The following is a 14,172-nucleotide window of genomic DNA, read 5'->3' as shown; positions in this document are numbered from 1 at the left end:
CACAGCACCAGATGTTTGACATCGGCTCAACCGAGCTTCTGCTTATCGCTATCGTCGCGATTGTCGTTATCGGCCCCAAGGACTTGCCACGGGCGCTCTACAAAGTAGGGCAAGTAGTGGGAAAGGCTCGTGGCATGGCACGTCATTTCCGCACCGGCCTAGACGCCATGATCCGCGAGGCGGAGATGGAGGAGCTGGAAAAAAAATGGGCGGCCGAAAATGAGCGGATCATGAAACAATGGCCAACGACCGATGTCGCCGAAGAACTGGCCAAGCCGATAGCTGCGCCTGAGCCGGAAACCGGTGAGATTTCAAAAGTGATTGGCTCATCACCTGCGGCCGAAAAGGACAGCAGCGCCGCATGAGGGATATTGACGACACGCGCGCGCCGTTGCTCGATCATCTTCTGGAATTAAGGCGGCGTCTGATGTGGTGCATCGGCGCGCTCCTTATCTCCTTCGCGGTCTGCTTCTATTTTTCCGAGCACATTTTCGGGTTCCTGGTTCGGCCCTTGTCAGAGGCCTTTGGCGCGGGCCAGGGGCGACTGGTCTATACAAAGCTTTACGAAGCTTTTTTTGTACAAGTGAAGGTCGCTCTGTTCGCGGCCTTTTTTGTCTCCTTTCCGATTATCGCGAATCAGCTTTGGGCCTTTGTCGCTCCGGGCCTTTATGCCAAGGAAAAACGAGCATTTCTCCCTTTCCTGATCGCCACGCCCGTGCTGTTCACGCTGGGTGCGGCCCTTGCCTATTATGTGGTAATGCCCACGGCCTTTCACTTTTTTCTAAGTTTTGAGGGGAAGAGCGGCGGCCTTGATGTGGAGGCATTGCCAAGCACAGACAGCTATTTGTCGCTGGTGATGCAATTCATCCTCGCCTTCGGAATCAGCTTCCTGATGCCCGTGCTGCTGATGCTGCTGAATAAAGCCGGCATCGTGACACGGCAGCAGCTCGTTGGAATAAGGCGGTACATGATCGTGCTCGCCTTCATAGCCGCAGCGGTGTTGACGCCGCCTGATGTGGTATCGCAGTTGATGCTGGCGATTCCCCTGATCCTTCTCTACGAAATCACTCTCATCACCATCTGGTTTACGGATCGAAGAACGCAGAAAAAGGATGACGACATTGTTGTCGCCGAATGATGGCAACGCATTTCAAGCCTTTCTTCCGACTGGTTTTTCGACATAGCTGGCCACAAAGGCATCGGCAGAAAAATACAGCCTATCGCGCGCTTCTGCTGGCAGCATATCCATGAGAAAGTCATCAAAGGCCTTCCGATCAGCTCGGCCACAGGCCGTAAGCAGATCCAGAACCATCATTTCGTCATAGCTTAATTTGGGGCAGCATGGCGGATTGACATATACGGGCTCAGGCCAGACCGAACCCATTTCACTCATCAGGGCCAGAAAGCGACTTGCGGCTCCCTCCGATCCCAAACGGTTTGCGAGTTCCGGACCCGGATCGCGGCCCAACTTGTTGAAAACCACAGCGATGCGCGTTGCTAAGGTGATCCGGGCCTGAGCAGCGGGTAAGCCGCGAATATCGGGTGTGCTGGCAATCAGGTCCAGATCGAGCGGCATGCCAAACTTCCTTCCACCCCCACCCCTTCATGAAAAAACACGCCACCAGCCGCAAGGCCGGCGGCGTGAGTTACAGCGTGCACCCGGGGAGAAGGATGAGACTGGGAAGATGCACGCTGCTTGACGATCCCGCAGGATCATTTATGCTAGCTAATGATATTCACTATCAATAGCAAATTAAAAAACGGTTCGTCATTTCAGGAGCAAGCTTGATGTACAACCTCATTGACCGCCCCGTGACCTCATTGCCTGAAGGCAGCCGCTTCCTCCTGTGGGCGATGCGAGCATGGGTGACTGTTAGTCGCAAAGGCGACTGCCCGCCAGCACGACTCGCTTCCGCCTTCTTGCGCATGTCCGCCATTGAGGCTCTGCCGCATCTTCATATCGCGATGAGCGCCCTGAATTATGATGGTAGAGCACTGCTGGAGTTCCACTGCCTCCATCGCGATCAGATCGGTGACGATGAAGCCGTGCTGTTGCACCTTTGGAGCGATATGGCGGCCGGAAACGAAAGTGTGGCCGTCGCCGTCATTGAACTGCTGGTAAAGGAGGAGGCGGTTATGCCTCTTTTTTCTGCTATCAAGGCGACAATTCCGGGATTTCAAGCGGCTGATCTAAACCCGCAAGTCCCTGCTCTTCCCCATTCCATTACCGGGGACCGTGGGTGATGAGCGACATGACCCAGGCCGCCATCGCCCCTAAATCCGCCTATCACATTGAACGGGTGAACTGGGTGCGCCATTGGAATGATCATCTATTCAGCTTTGCCATAAGCCGGCCCCCATCTTTTCGCTTTCGATCAGGCGAATTTGTAATGCTAGGCTTGCCCGGTGAGACAAGGCCAATTCTGCGCGCCTATTCCATCGCCAGTCCGGCGTATATGGACGAACTTGAATTCCTGTCGATCAAGTCTCCGGACGGGCCGCTGACATCCCGGCTGCAGAAGATAAAGACCGGCGATGAGATTTACCTCGCCCGCAAGGCCACGGGAACGCTGGTCGCCGATGCCCTTAAGCCCGGCAAACGCCTCTTTCTCCTTGCCACGGGAACAGGCTTGGCGCCTTTCCTGTCAATCATTCGCGATGCGGATATCTATGACCGGTTTGCTCAGGTGGTGGTTGTCCACAGCGTGCGGCAAATCAGCGACCTCGCCTACCGCGACGAGCTGAACGGCCTGCTCGCCGGCGATCCGCTGGTGCAGGACCAGGCGCTGGTTCAGCTAAGCTATATTCCGATAGTCACGCGCGAAAACTTTCCCACGCGACAACGGATCACAACGCTTTTGCAAAGCTGCGAGCTGTTTCGCACGACGGCCGGGCAAAAACGTCTCAATCCTTCGTCGGACCGGGTGATGCTCTGCGGCAGCATGGCCATGATCCAAGATTGCCGGACCATATTGGAACGTTTTGGCTTCATCGAAGGCTCGAACGCGCAACCGGGGGATTATGTGATTGAAAAGGCTTTTGTTGGTTGATCAGTATCGCCCATTTTTTCTCGGACCTGGTCCTCGTATCTGGTGGGAAGAAAGGGGTCCACCGCCGTTCATTTCAGGACGTGCGCCAAGTCTGGGAGGGGGGGCGCAAGCTGAAAACAGCATGCCTGTGGGAGCGGCGGCGGACAGGGGGAGCGGACGAATCATTGGGGCTTGAAAATACCGTACCTTTGAGTACGATAATTTATCCTCTCCAAAAAATTTTCTGTCAATACAAACATACTGAAGTACGCTGTAGCCATGAGCAAAAGGGAAGCGCGGAAAAATGAGCGGCGTGCGTGCATATTGGAGGTGGCGCGCCGGTCCTTTTTCGAAAACGGCTATGCTGCAACGACGATGTCTGAGATTGCAGCGAAATTGGGCGGATCGAAGGGGACGCTGTGGAGCTATTTTCCTTCCAAGGAAGATCTTTTTGCTGCCGTGCTGGATGAGGCGACGACAGAATTCAAACAGCAGCTTGTAGAGATTCTCGAGCTGCACGAAGATACACGTTCAACCCTTTTTCGCCTCTGCATTCAGTTTGTCACACGGGTTAGCCGGATTGAGGCGATCAGGCTTCATCGTCTTATACATGGTGAAGGCGGGCGTTTTCCGGAACTGGGCCGCATTTTCTATGAACGCGGACCGAAAAGCGTAAAAGCGATGATCGCCGACTATCTGGATCAATGCATCCAAGAAGGGTCCATTCGCTGTGTAGACACGGCCGTTGCGGCCAATCAACTTGTGGCGCTCTGCATGGCCGGTGCGCACCAGAAAATGCTGCTCAACATTGTCGATGCCGTCCCGCCGGAGGAAATAAGAACGGAGGCCGCAAGCGCTGTCGATGTGTTCCTGCGCTGCTATGCCACCGGAGCCTCAGGCGATTAGGGCGTCAATTGTCGCCAGATGCCTGACAATATCTTCGTTAGGAAGAAATGATCCAAGAAAGCTGTTGCGCGCCAAGGTCGCGACATCCTCCTTCCGCAGCTTTCCACATTTAACCAATGCCTGAAAATTGTCATCGATATATCCGCCAAAATAGGCCGGATCGTCGGAGTTTATCGTTGCCCGCAGGCCCAATTGAAGCATCCTCGAAATCGGATGATTGCGCATATCGTCAACGACGCAGAGTTTAAGATTGGAAAGCGGGCAAACCGTCAGCGTCATAGCCTGACGAGCAAGCCGAGCCACAAGCAACGGGTCTTCGAGTGAACGATTGCCGTGGTCGAGCCGGTCGATGTTCAGCAAGTCCAGCGCCTCCCAGACATATTCCGGCGGCCCTTCCTCTCCGGCATGGGCAACACGGAGCAACCCTGCATCTCCTGCGGCCGAAAATATACGAGAAAATTTTGCGGGAGGGTGACCGACCTCGGAAGAATCCAGCCCAACTCCCGCAATCCGGTCAAAATAGGGCTCGGCTGCCCGGAATGTGGAAAAAGCGTCCTCTTCATCCAGATGACGCAGAAAACAGAGGATGAGCTTAGAACTCAAACCATGCTTTGCCTCGGCCTGTTTCATCCCAGCGAGTAATCCGTCAGCCACAACCGAAAAAGGGATGTTCCGCGTCATATGCGTCTGAGGATCAAAAAAGATTTCGGCATGAACGACATTATCGGCCGCCGCGCGGTCGAAATAAGCCAGCGCAAGATCACGAAAATCTTCTTCCGTTCGCAGCACATCGGCGCCCTGATAATAGATATTCAGAAAATCCTGGAGGTTGGAAAAGCGATATGCCGTCCGAACCTCGTCCACGCTGGCAAAAGGAATATCGACCTTGTTTCGCTTGGCAAACTGGAACATCTGCTCAGGTTCCAGGCTGCCCTCGATATGCAGATGCAGTTCCGCCTTGGGAAGAGCCAAGGCCAGGGCGCTCAAATCGTCCATGATCATCTCTTATCTGGGTTCAAATCATCGCCAGCATAATGGAAGAAGCCGGATGGTCACCGTCATTTCCGGGATAGAGCATCGATTTTTTGCGCCAGGTCTATATCGCGCTTCGAAAGCCCTTTGGCGTCATGAGTCGTCAGCAATATGTCCACACGGTTATAGACATTGGACCATTCAGGATGATGATCCAGTTTTTCGGCCAGCATTGCCACTTGCGTCATGAAACCGAATGCGGCCCTGAAGTCCCCGAAACGGAAACTGCGCCTGATTCCGTCACGCTCCGCGTCGTAAGACCAATCGGTGAGGCCCGACAGGGCGGCGCTTCGCTCTTCCTCCGTCAGCTTGGGCACCATTGTCCTTCTCCTTCTGGACATTTATCACCGCGCGCCTATGGCTTTGAGCATGGCGCGGAACGGGGAAGATGTGGGTATTATCGACGCTGGCGCAAGCCTCCGTTTCCATTGCGTTACATGCGTGCGTGGCGACAGGCTATTGTTTGAAGACATGAATTTCACGCTGGGCGCGGGCGACGCAGTCTTGGTTTCCGGACCCAATGGCGCCGGTAAATCCAGTTTGATCAGGCTGGCCGCGGGACTGCTGCACCCTGCAGCCGGCAGGATCGAACGAGCCGGTCGCGTGGCCATGAGCGATGAAAATTTGGCGTTGGATGTCCGCAAGACACTGAGCAATGCCCTGGCCTTCTGGGCACGCATCGATGGAGCCGACAAGCAGGCCGTGGCAGATGCCATGGCGGCCCTCTCCCTCACTCATCTTTCCGAAGTTCCTGTGCGGATGCTCTCAACAGGGCAGCGCAAACGTGCAATGCTTGCGCGGGTAATGGCAAGCGGGGCACCGCTTTGGCTGCTGGACGAACCGGCCAACGGGCTTGATGCCGCATCCCTGGAACTGCTGGGCGGGATCATGCAAATTCATCTGGCGAGCGGCGGGACGATTTTGGCGGCCTCACACCAGCCTCTGCCGCTCATTTTCACGCAGCACATCCGTGTCGGGGAGCGCCCGTGAATAGCGCGTTTTCGACCGTCCTCCTGCGGGATGCCGGCTTTGCGTATCGCAATGGAGGCGCTTGGCTGCCGGTTGCATTTTTGTTGATGGTGGCGACCCTTTTTCCTTTTGCGGTAGGTCCGGATCCGATGCTGCTTTCGCGCACTGGCGGAGGCGTGATCTGGATAGCGGCGTTGCTGGCGGCGCTCCTGCCCATCGACCGCCTCATTTTGCCGGATCGCGATAGCGGTGTGCTTGATCAGCTTTTATTGCGGGGCATGGCGGATGAGGTCATCGCCGTGGCAAAGCTGCTTGCCCACTGGCTGAGCTTCGGACCGCCGGTCATGATTGCTGCATTGCCCGCGGCGGCCTTGCTGAACATTGATGGCTGGACGCTCCTGCGCCTGGAGCTCGGCTTGGCCCTCGGAACCCCAGCCTTGGCGGCATTGGGCCTGATGGTAAGCGCCTTGACGGCAGGGTTGAGGAGCAGCAGCGCTCTTGCCGGGCTGCTGGCCCTTCCGCTGGCCGTCCCTCTGCTGATCTTCGGCGCTGGATCGCTGGAAAATGAAAGCGGCGCTGCACTGAAATTCCTGGCCGCCATATCATTGCTTCTGACGGGCATGGCCCCGATCGTGGCGGGCGCCGCGCTCAGGGCCGGGCGGGAATAGTTTTCAGCGCGACCACCGCGCCCAAATGGCCGTTGGCAGCAATAACCCTCGGCTTTCTTCCCGAACCGTAAGTTCCCCGCATTCGACCTTTCCGCCCAATGAAGCGAACTCCTGCCGCAACAGCTCGCCAATGGCCAATGCCGATAAGCGGACCGCATAGACTGTAAGGAACAGAAAACGGCTGTTTCGATCTAGCAGCTTGCGGCAATCGGCGATCAGGCCGGGGAGCCCCTCTTCCAATTTCCAAACTTCGCCCTCTGGTCCCCGGCCATATTTGGGGGGATCCAGCAATATCCCGTCATAGCGCCGCTCGCGCCGGACCTCACGCGCAACGAATTTGGCCGCGTCATCGACGATCCAGCGAATAGGCTTGTCGGCCAGTCCAGAAATCTCCGCATTGGCGCGGGCAGCCTGCACCGATTTCTTCGACGCATCCACATGCACCATTTGAGCGCCCGCTGCCGTCATCGCGAGCGTGCCAACACCGGTGTATCCAAAAAGGTTCATGATCTGGGGTTGCGCCACCCCTTGCACTTGCGAACCCATCCAGCGCCAGACCGCGTCCATATCCGGAAAGAAGCCCAAATGTCGGAAAGGCGTACAACTGGCGGTGAAGCGGACGTTTTCCCAAGAAAGCGGCCAGCCTTCGCGTGGGATCGGGCGATCGAAATACCAGCGCCCGCCGCCCTCTTCATCGGAACCGGGAACAAATTCGCCGTCCGCCTGCCAATCGGCGGAGGCGGGCAACCACATGGCCTGCGGCTCGGGCCGGATAAACCGGTATTTCCCGTAACGCTCAAGCTTTCGACCATTGCCGCAGTCGATCAGACTGTAATCGCTCCAGGGCTCTGTGATCATTTGTTGGAGCTGCATCCGGTCCCATTCCGTTCGTGCCGAACAAAGTCTAAACACGCCCTGCAAAGCCGCCACCCCGCGCCTGCGCCCGGGCCATGGCAGTGTGATCCCTAGCCCTTCGGTTTTGCCCGTTCCGCAATATACTCGCTTACCGCGTCGAAGGTCCCCGGAAGCTTTACATAATGCTCCTCGCGCTTGAAGAGGTTGCTTAGACGCGCGGGGAGCGGCGGACGGACACCGGTGGAACGCTCCACGGCATCGGGAAACTTCGCCGGATGCGCGGTTGCAAGCGTTACCATGGGAATTGCCGGGTCAACATCGCTATTGCGGGCGGCGGCGAGGCCTACGGCGCTGTGCGGATCGATGACCTGACCCGCTGCCTCATTGGCCCAGCGCATCGCAATCGACATGTCATCGCCATCCACCCGAGAGCTGGAAAAGAGCTTTGCCGCACCCTGGATCTGCATATTGGTAAGGCGCATTGCACGCGTCGCTTCAAAGCCCTTCATCTGTTCATCCATAGCCCTTCCGTCGCGGCCACCCAGATCGAAAAGGAGGCGCTCGAAATTGCTGCTGACCTGGATATCCATGCTGGGTGTCGCCGTGGGCGTCACCTGGCCCTGGCTGTAATCACCCAAGGACAATGCACGGTGGAGGATGTCATTGACGTTGGTGGCAACTATCAGCCGGGCAACTGGCAGCCCCATTTTTGCTGCCACATAGCCGGCGAATACGTCGCCGAAATTCCCTGTAGGGACCGAGAAGGCAACTTTCCGCTCCGGCGTCCCCAGTCGCACCGCCGCGTAGAAATAATAAACCACCTGAGCCATTAACCGCGCCCAGTTGATGCTGTTCACCGCCGACAGGTCGAAGCGCGTGGAAAACGCTTTATCGTTGAACATCTGCTTCACCAACGCCTGAGCGTCGTCAAAGCTGCCGTCAATCGCGATGTTGTAGACGTTGGGTGCGCGAACCGTCGTCATCTGCCGACGCTGCACTTCCGATACCCGGCCGTCGGGATGAAGCATGAAGATGTCCACCTTCTCCCGTCCGGCCACCGCGTCTATGGCGGCAGAACCCGTATCGCCGGACGTAGCCCCCACGATGGTGATATGCCGATCGGACCTGCTCAGAAACTTTTCGAACAGCAGGCCGAGCAACTGCAAAGCAACGTCCTTAAAGGCGAGCGTGGGTCCATGGAAAAGCTCAAGCAGCCAATGGCGGTGATCAAGTTGCACCAGCGGAGTCACGCCTTGATGGCTGAAGCGGCCATAGGCTTGTGTGCAAAGCTCGCGCAACTCTTCTTCGCTCAGGGACTCGTTCACGAAAGGCAGCATCACCCGCACGGCCGTTTCCACATAGGAAAGACCTGACAGTGCGGAGATTTCCTGGGTAGAGAAACTTGGCCAGTTCTCAGGAAGATAGAGTCCACCGTCGGACCCTAGACCGGCGAGCGTTACGTCCTCGAACCCTAGCGCCGGGGCGCTGCCTCTGCTGCTGACATATTGCATGTGCGCGCGTTAGCGGGCGAACGCGAGGGCGGCAAGGGATTCCTGCACTACCGCCTTCTTAGCGCCAAGGCGTATATTACGGCGGCTATCGTGGCAAAGAGGAACCATTGGATGGCGTAGCCGAAATGGTTGTTGGGAATATCCTCGACGCTGGGCGGCCGCGCGCGCTGCAAACCAGGTGCGGGCTTGTCCGCGATCAAGCGAATGACATGTTCGCTGTCGGGAGCAATGATGCCGCCCACCCTTCCTCCTGTCCAGGCTGGTGAATTCGGCCGTTCGGACCAGCCCATCACTGCTTGCAACTCCGCGCCGTTCGGCGTCCGGCAACGGGCAATATGCACCCAGCCCGACTGCGACCTCTGGTTCCGGCCGCTTGTGCTTCGCCAGCCAAGCACCTTTTCGCAATTGGCAGCCGAGCGGCGAAAAAGTGGAGCTTCATTCCTGTCTACCTCGCCGGGCCAGGCAATCGGCGGCAGGCCCTGGGCGGCGGCGTAGCTTTTCAGAAGATTATTTTTCCAGCTCATACGCTGCAGCTGCCAAACGCCGAGACCGATCATAGTAGCGACAGCAAGGGCGACAATGATCGTCGGAAGAACCGGAAGCCGACGCATCAGGCCTGCACGTCGCTCCCCTGCGGCGGCAACACCGGCTGGAGCCTGCCCTCACGCGCCTGATTACGATATTCGAGGATGAGAAGCGCCGCCTTTGCGACACGAAGCGACCCGACCACAGCGACGGTCGTAAGCGGTATCCAGATCAGCATGTGCAGCCAGAAGGGCGGATGCACCGCCACCTCGAATGAGAGCGCAAGTCCGGTAATGAGTGCGCCCACGATCAGGATCAGAAAGGCCGCAGGCCCGTCCCCGACATTGAACTGCGCAAAATCCAGATCGCATCCGCTGCACCGCGGCGCAAAATGGGCAATATGTTCGCCAAAGAGCGTCTGCCCCCCGCATTGGGGACAGCGCCCTTCCAGGGCTGGCCGAATGATCGGTGCCAGACCCTCAGCCACATTCATCCCCCGTGAACCGGAGCACCCCAGCCGCCCCAGACATAGATGGCGAGGAAGAGAAACAGCCAGACGACGTCAACGAAATGCCAATACCAGGCAGCGGCTTCAAAGCCGAAATGCTGACGCGGCGTGAACTGGCCCTGATAGGCGCGAACCAGGTTCACGATCAGGAAAATGGTCCCGATCAGCACGTGGAAACCGTGGAAGCCGGTCGCCATGAAGAAGGCAGAGCTATAGGTGTTGCCGCCGAATTCGAACGGCGCATGAGCATATTCATAGGCCTGGATCGACGAAAAGAGGATGCCCAGCAGGATGGTGCACCACAGACCTTTTTTCAATCCCTCGCGATCGCCATGGATCAAGGCATGGTGCGCCCAAGTAACGGTCGTGCCCGAGCAAAGCAGAATCAGCGTGTTAAGCAAAGGAAGCTGGAACGCATCCATGACCTCCATGTCCTTTGGCGGGAACTGGCCGCCAATAACATCGGCCATCGACGGAAACAGGGCAAAATCGAAAAACGCCCAGAACCATCCCACGAAAAACATGACTTCAGAGGCGATGAAGAGAATCATGCCATAGCGCAGATGGAGCTGCACCACCGGCGTGTGGTCGCCGGAATGCGCCTCACGGATGACATCCGACCACCAGCTGAACATCGTGAAAAGCACACCGGCAAGGCCCGCCAGGAACACCCAGCCGCCGCCAGCATATTCATGCATCCACATGACGCCGCCTGCTGCCATTCCCAGCGCCGACATCGAGCCGATGAACGGCCAGATGCTGGGCGGAAGAATATGATAATCGTGGGTCTTGGCTCCGGCCATTTTGCTATTCCCTGTCTATATCTTTGATTGGCTCTTAGCTGCCGCCTGCATCCTGGTCCACAGGATAGAAGGTGTAGCTCAAGGTTATTTCCTGGGTATCCTTGTTATCGGGATCGTTCAGGATTTTCGGGTCGACGTAGAAAAGCACCGGCATGCGTATTTCCTGACCCGGCTGAAGCGTCTGTTGAGTGAAACAGAAGCATTGAATCTTCGTAAAATAAGCGCCAGCCTGGCTGGGCGTCACATTAAATGTTGCAGTCCCTGTTACCGGCTTATCGGATAGATTTTTGGCAATGAAGATCGCCATGTCCCGCGCGCCGATGGTCACTCGATCCGTGACGTGTTCGGGATAGAATTTCCACGGAAGCGCTGGGGAGACATTCGAATCGAATCGAATGGACATGGTGTCGCCCGAAGCAATTTCGGCTGGGGCGACGGTCGCCTCTGCACGCTGAGTGGTGCCATTAAAGCCGGTAACCTGGCAAAAAAGGCGATAGAGCGGAACGGCGGCAAAGCCCAGGGCGAGCATGGCAACCGCCAGTAGCCCCGCCAGCATCGCGCTGTTACGTTTCCTGGTAGCAAGAGTAGCCATCAGCTGCCGCCAATCTTGGCCAAAGTGATGAAGTAGAACAGCAACACCAGCACGCCGAGCAGCGCCGCCGTGACGAGCGCACGCGATCGCTGCCTAGCCCGGATCATGTCTTCATCTTCATTCTTCATGCCATTATCCATCGGTCAGCCACGACTGCGCCGAACATCAGGAACAGATACAAGATGGAATAGGCGAACAGACGGCGCTCCGGTTGCATAAGAGCAGGATTGGTTTCGCGACGAAGCGACACTTGAAAGGCAAGAACGGCAAAAACGCCAGTGAGAACAAGCGCGGATATGCCGTAAATGAGACCCGTGAGATCAAGCAGCACCGGCGCCATTGCGGCAATCCCCATAATCGCCGTGTAAGCGAAGATCTGCCTGCGTGTCGTAACTTCGCCCGCTACCACCGGCAGCATTGGAACACCGGCATTGGCGTAATCCGTTCTTACAAACAGAGCCAGCGCCCAGAAATGCGGGGGTGTCCAGAAGAAAATGAGCGCGAAAAGCGCGAGTGGCAGCAGGCCGATGTCACCTGTCACAGCGGCCCATCCAATCAGTGGTGGAAAAGCGCCCGCTGCGCCGCCGATTACGATATTCTGGGGTGTCCGGCGCTTTAGCCACACTGTGTAGACAAGCACGTAAAACAGAATCGAGACGGCAAGGATCGCTGCCGCCAGCCAATTTGTGGCGACGCCCAGAAGAATGACGGAAAAGAAAGACAGGCCGACGCCGAAGTGCAAGGCCGTCTGCCGGTCCATTCTGCCGGCGGGAAGCGGCCGATTGGCCGTCCGCTTCATCTTGACGTCGATATCCGCTTCATACCATTGATTGAGCGCTCCAGCTGCACCTGCACCCAATGCTATGCATAGGATGGCCGTGAACGCCAGAACCGGATGAATAGTAACGGGCGCCGCCAATAGGCCGCATAGGCCGGTGAATACGACGAGCGTCATCACGCGCGGCTTGGTAAGCGCGAGAAAATCGCGCCAATCCGCCGTTACACCGGTCATGCCGCCTGCCATAGGCCTAGTCGCCACAATAAAAAGTCCCGCAGAACCGGCCGCTTGTTACCAAGCGGCCGGTTTTATATGCCCTCAGTCGATTTTCGGAAGCGTTTCGAATTGGTGGAACGGAGGCGGACTGGTCAGCGTCCATTCCAGCGTCGTCGCACCCTCACCCCAAGGATTGCCTTCCGCCTTCCGGCCGGCAAGCAGCGACCAGAAGAGATTAACGAAGAATATGCCCACACCCACGGCCATGATGAGATAGCCCATGGAAGCAATCTGGTTCCAATGAGCGTAAGCCGAAGTGTAATCCGGAATGCGGCGAGGCATTCCGCTCATTCCCAGGAAATGCATTGGGAAGAACATGACGTTCACGCCAATGAAGAAGACCCAGAAGTGGAGCTGCCCCAGAAACTCACTGTACATCCTGCCGCTCATCTTCGGGAACCAGTAATAGAATCCCGCAAAAAGACCGAAGACCGCGCCCAGCGAGAGCACATAATGGAAGTGCGCAACCACATAATAGGTGTCGTGCAGATTGTCGTCCACGCCGCCGTTCGCCAGGACCACGCCGGTGACGCCGCCCACCGTGAACATGAAGATGAAGCCGATCGCCCAGACCATCGGGGTCTTAAAGGAGAGTGAGCCGCCCCACATCGTCGCGATCCAAGAAAAGATCTTAACGCCGGTTGGCACCGCGATGACCATTGTGGCTGCGGTGAAGTACATTTTCACGTTCACGCTCATACCAGTGGTGAACATGTGGTGGGCCCAAACCACGAACCCAACGACACCAATCGCGACCATAGCGTAAGCCATGCCGAGATAGCCAAAAACAGGCTTGCGGCTAAACGTAGAGATGATCTGGCTGACAATACCGAAGCCCGGCAAAATCATGATGTACACTTCGGGGTGACCGAAGAACCAGAAGAGGTGCTGATACAGAACCGGATCCCCGCCGCCCGCTGCATCATAGAAAGTGGTGCCGAAATTGCGGTCCGTCAGCAGCATGGTGATCGCCGCGGCAAGAACCGGGAGAGCCAGCAGCAAAAGGAACGCGGTGACCAGCACCGACCATACGAACAGCGGCATTTTGTGCAGGGTCATGCCCGGCGCACGCATGTTCAAGATTGTAGTGATGAAGTTGATCGCACCCAGGATCGAGCTTGCGCCCGCGATATGGAGGGAGAAAATCGCAAGGTCGACCGCCGGCCCCTGGCTGCCGCTGGTAGAAAGCGGAGCATAGACCGTCCAGCCTGTGCCCGCGCCATTGCCGGTGCCGCCCGGAACGAAGGTTGAACCCAGCAGCAATGCAAAAGCGGGGATCAGCAGCCAGAAGCTTATATTGTTCATCCGCGGGAAAGCCATGTCCGGAGCGCCGATCATGATCGGCACGAACCAGTTACCGAACCCACCGATCATTGCCGGCATCACCATGAAGAACACCATGATGAGGCCATGCGCGGTAATAAGCACGTTCCAGAGATGGTAGGCTTGATCAAGCGTAGCGTCAGGGCCATCGGAAATCTGCGCCCATGCCTGAAGATACTGGATGCCTGGCTCTGCAAGCTCAGCGCGCATCATACCGGAAATCGTACCACCGATAATCCCCGCGACGATCGCAAAGATCAGGTACAAAGTACCGATATCCTTGTGATTGGTCGACATGAACCAGCGAGCGAAGAAAGCCGGCTTGTGGTCCGCGTCATGATGATCGTGGGAATGCGCCTGGAAATCGGCGTGCGTTGCAGTTGTGTCTGTCATGTCC

General features: G+C 57.1%; 19 protein-coding genes. 7 read left to right on the top strand and 12 right to left on the bottom strand.

Translation table 11 applies throughout. From position 1 onward, the window contains the following. The first annotated feature begins 11 nt into the window (after window positions 1-11). Together tatB and tatC are read left to right on the top strand one after the other, a co-directional pair. The gene (tatB, locus tag HNQ99_RS03965) at window positions 12-365 is read left to right on the top strand and encodes a Sec-independent protein translocase protein TatB (RefSeq protein ID WP_184474334.1); all 354 of its coding nucleotides are present in this window, start codon (window positions 12-14) and stop codon (window positions 363-365) included. Further along, window positions 362-1,138 (top strand): twin-arginine translocase subunit TatC, encoded by a 777-nt coding sequence (tatC, locus tag HNQ99_RS03960; protein ID WP_184474333.1) that lies wholly within the window; start codon window positions 362-364, stop codon window positions 1,136-1,138. The genes tatB and tatC overlap by 4 nt, the downstream gene beginning before the upstream one ends. A gap of 12 nt (window positions 1,139-1,150) precedes the next feature. Here tatC and HNQ99_RS03955 read toward each other — a convergent pair whose 3' ends face one another. Continuing rightward, the gene (locus HNQ99_RS03955; protein WP_184474332.1) at window positions 1,151-1,576 is read right to left on the bottom strand and encodes a hypothetical protein; all 426 of its coding nucleotides are present in this window, start codon (window positions 1,574-1,576) and stop codon (window positions 1,151-1,153) included. A 212-nt stretch (window positions 1,577-1,788) separates the two neighbouring features. On the opposite strand from HNQ99_RS03955, the gene HNQ99_RS03950 reads away from it, so the two are divergent. From HNQ99_RS03950 to HNQ99_RS03940, 3 genes are all read left to right on the top strand, one after another. Then, entirely contained in the window at window positions 1,789-2,244 is a 456-nt protein-coding gene (locus HNQ99_RS03950; protein WP_184474331.1) for a hypothetical protein, read from the top strand. After that, on the top strand, window positions 2,244-3,050 hold the full coding sequence (locus HNQ99_RS03945) for a ferredoxin--NADP reductase (RefSeq protein WP_184474330.1): 807 nt from the start codon (window positions 2,244-2,246) through the stop codon (window positions 3,048-3,050). Before HNQ99_RS03950 ends, HNQ99_RS03945 begins: the two co-directional genes overlap by 1 nt. A 258-nt stretch (window positions 3,051-3,308) precedes the next feature. Further along, window positions 3,309-3,935 carry a TetR/AcrR family transcriptional regulator gene (locus HNQ99_RS03940; RefSeq protein ID WP_184474329.1) on the top strand — a complete coding sequence of 209 codons (627 nt, stop codon included), beginning with the start codon at window positions 3,309-3,311 and terminating at the stop codon, window positions 3,933-3,935. Here the strand turns inward: HNQ99_RS03940 and HNQ99_RS03935 are convergent. Together HNQ99_RS03935 and HNQ99_RS03930 are read right to left on the bottom strand one after the other, a co-directional pair. Further along, on the bottom strand, window positions 3,924-4,931 hold the full coding sequence (locus HNQ99_RS03935; protein WP_184474328.1) for an adenosine deaminase: 1,008 nt from the start codon (window positions 4,929-4,931) through the stop codon (window positions 3,924-3,926). The two genes, HNQ99_RS03940 and HNQ99_RS03935, sit on opposite strands and share 12 nt — an antisense overlap. A gap of 62 nt (window positions 4,932-4,993) precedes the next feature. After that, on the bottom strand, window positions 4,994-5,287 hold the full coding sequence (locus tag HNQ99_RS03930; RefSeq protein ID WP_184474327.1) for a 4a-hydroxytetrahydrobiopterin dehydratase: 294 nt from the start codon (window positions 5,285-5,287) through the stop codon (window positions 4,994-4,996). A gap of 49 nt (window positions 5,288-5,336) precedes the next feature. Here HNQ99_RS03930 and ccmA point away from each other — a divergent pair, with 49 nt between their 5' ends. Then, a complete protein-coding gene (gene ccmA / locus HNQ99_RS03925) occupies window positions 5,337-5,957 on the top strand; it encodes a heme ABC exporter ATP-binding protein CcmA (protein ID WP_184474326.1) in 621 nt (206 codons plus the stop codon). Then, a complete protein-coding gene (locus tag HNQ99_RS03920; protein ID WP_184474325.1) occupies window positions 5,954-6,604 on the top strand; it encodes a heme exporter protein CcmB in 651 nt (216 codons plus the stop codon). Before ccmA ends, HNQ99_RS03920 begins: the two co-directional genes overlap by 4 nt. Window positions 6,605-6,607: 3 nt before the next feature. On the opposite strand, the gene HNQ99_RS03915 is transcribed toward HNQ99_RS03920, so the two are convergent. The 9 genes from HNQ99_RS03915 to ctaD all read right to left on the bottom strand — a co-directional run bounded on the left by HNQ99_RS03915 (window position 6,608) and on the right by ctaD (window position 14,168). Then, complete coding sequence (locus tag HNQ99_RS03915; RefSeq protein ID WP_184474324.1) at window positions 6,608-7,477, bottom strand: class I SAM-dependent methyltransferase; 870 nt, start codon at window positions 7,475-7,477, stop codon at window positions 6,608-6,610. A 92-nt stretch (window positions 7,478-7,569) separates the two neighbouring features. Beyond that, a complete protein-coding gene (thrC, locus tag HNQ99_RS03910; RefSeq protein WP_184474323.1) occupies window positions 7,570-8,970 on the bottom strand; it encodes a threonine synthase in 1,401 nt (466 codons plus the stop codon). 47 nt (window positions 8,971-9,017) lie between these two features. Then, the gene (locus HNQ99_RS03905) at window positions 9,018-9,581 is read right to left on the bottom strand and encodes an SURF1 family protein (RefSeq protein WP_184474322.1); all 564 of its coding nucleotides are present in this window, start codon (window positions 9,579-9,581) and stop codon (window positions 9,018-9,020) included. Further along, complete coding sequence (locus tag HNQ99_RS03900; RefSeq protein WP_184474321.1) at window positions 9,581-9,988, bottom strand: DUF983 domain-containing protein; 408 nt, start codon at window positions 9,986-9,988, stop codon at window positions 9,581-9,583. The genes HNQ99_RS03905 and HNQ99_RS03900 overlap by 1 nt, the downstream gene beginning before the upstream one ends. Continuing rightward, window positions 9,985-10,806, bottom strand: a complete 822-nt coding sequence (locus tag HNQ99_RS03895; RefSeq protein ID WP_184474320.1) for a cytochrome c oxidase subunit 3 — start codon at window positions 10,804-10,806, stop codon at window positions 9,985-9,987. The genes HNQ99_RS03900 and HNQ99_RS03895 overlap by 4 nt, the downstream gene beginning before the upstream one ends. Before the next feature lie 34 nt (window positions 10,807-10,840). Then, a complete protein-coding gene (locus HNQ99_RS03890; protein ID WP_184474319.1) occupies window positions 10,841-11,398 on the bottom strand; it encodes a cytochrome c oxidase assembly protein in 558 nt (185 codons plus the stop codon). Continuing rightward, window positions 11,398-11,526, bottom strand: coding sequence for a hypothetical protein (locus tag HNQ99_RS16750; protein WP_281376760.1), 129 nt, complete (start codon window positions 11,524-11,526; stop codon window positions 11,398-11,400). The genes HNQ99_RS03890 and HNQ99_RS16750 overlap by 1 nt, the downstream gene beginning before the upstream one ends. Continuing rightward, on the bottom strand, window positions 11,523-12,410 hold the full coding sequence (locus HNQ99_RS03885; RefSeq protein WP_246414422.1) for a heme o synthase: 888 nt from the start codon (window positions 12,408-12,410) through the stop codon (window positions 11,523-11,525). Before HNQ99_RS03885 ends, HNQ99_RS16750 begins: the two co-directional genes overlap by 4 nt. Before the next feature lie 84 nt (window positions 12,411-12,494). Then, window positions 12,495-14,168: a cytochrome c oxidase subunit I gene (ctaD, locus tag HNQ99_RS03880; protein ID WP_184474317.1), complete on the bottom strand. Its 1,674-nt coding sequence runs from the start codon at window positions 14,166-14,168 to the stop codon at window positions 12,495-12,497. Window positions 14,169-14,172 lie beyond the last annotated feature (4 nt).

The sequence above is a fragment of the Rhizorhapis suberifaciens genome (assembly GCF_014200045.1).
Lineage (GTDB): Bacteria > Pseudomonadota > Alphaproteobacteria > Sphingomonadales > Sphingomonadaceae > Rhizorhapis > Rhizorhapis suberifaciens.
The sequence above is the reverse complement of the archived record's forward strand: the minus strand, read 5'-3'. Positions and strand labels throughout refer to the sequence as shown.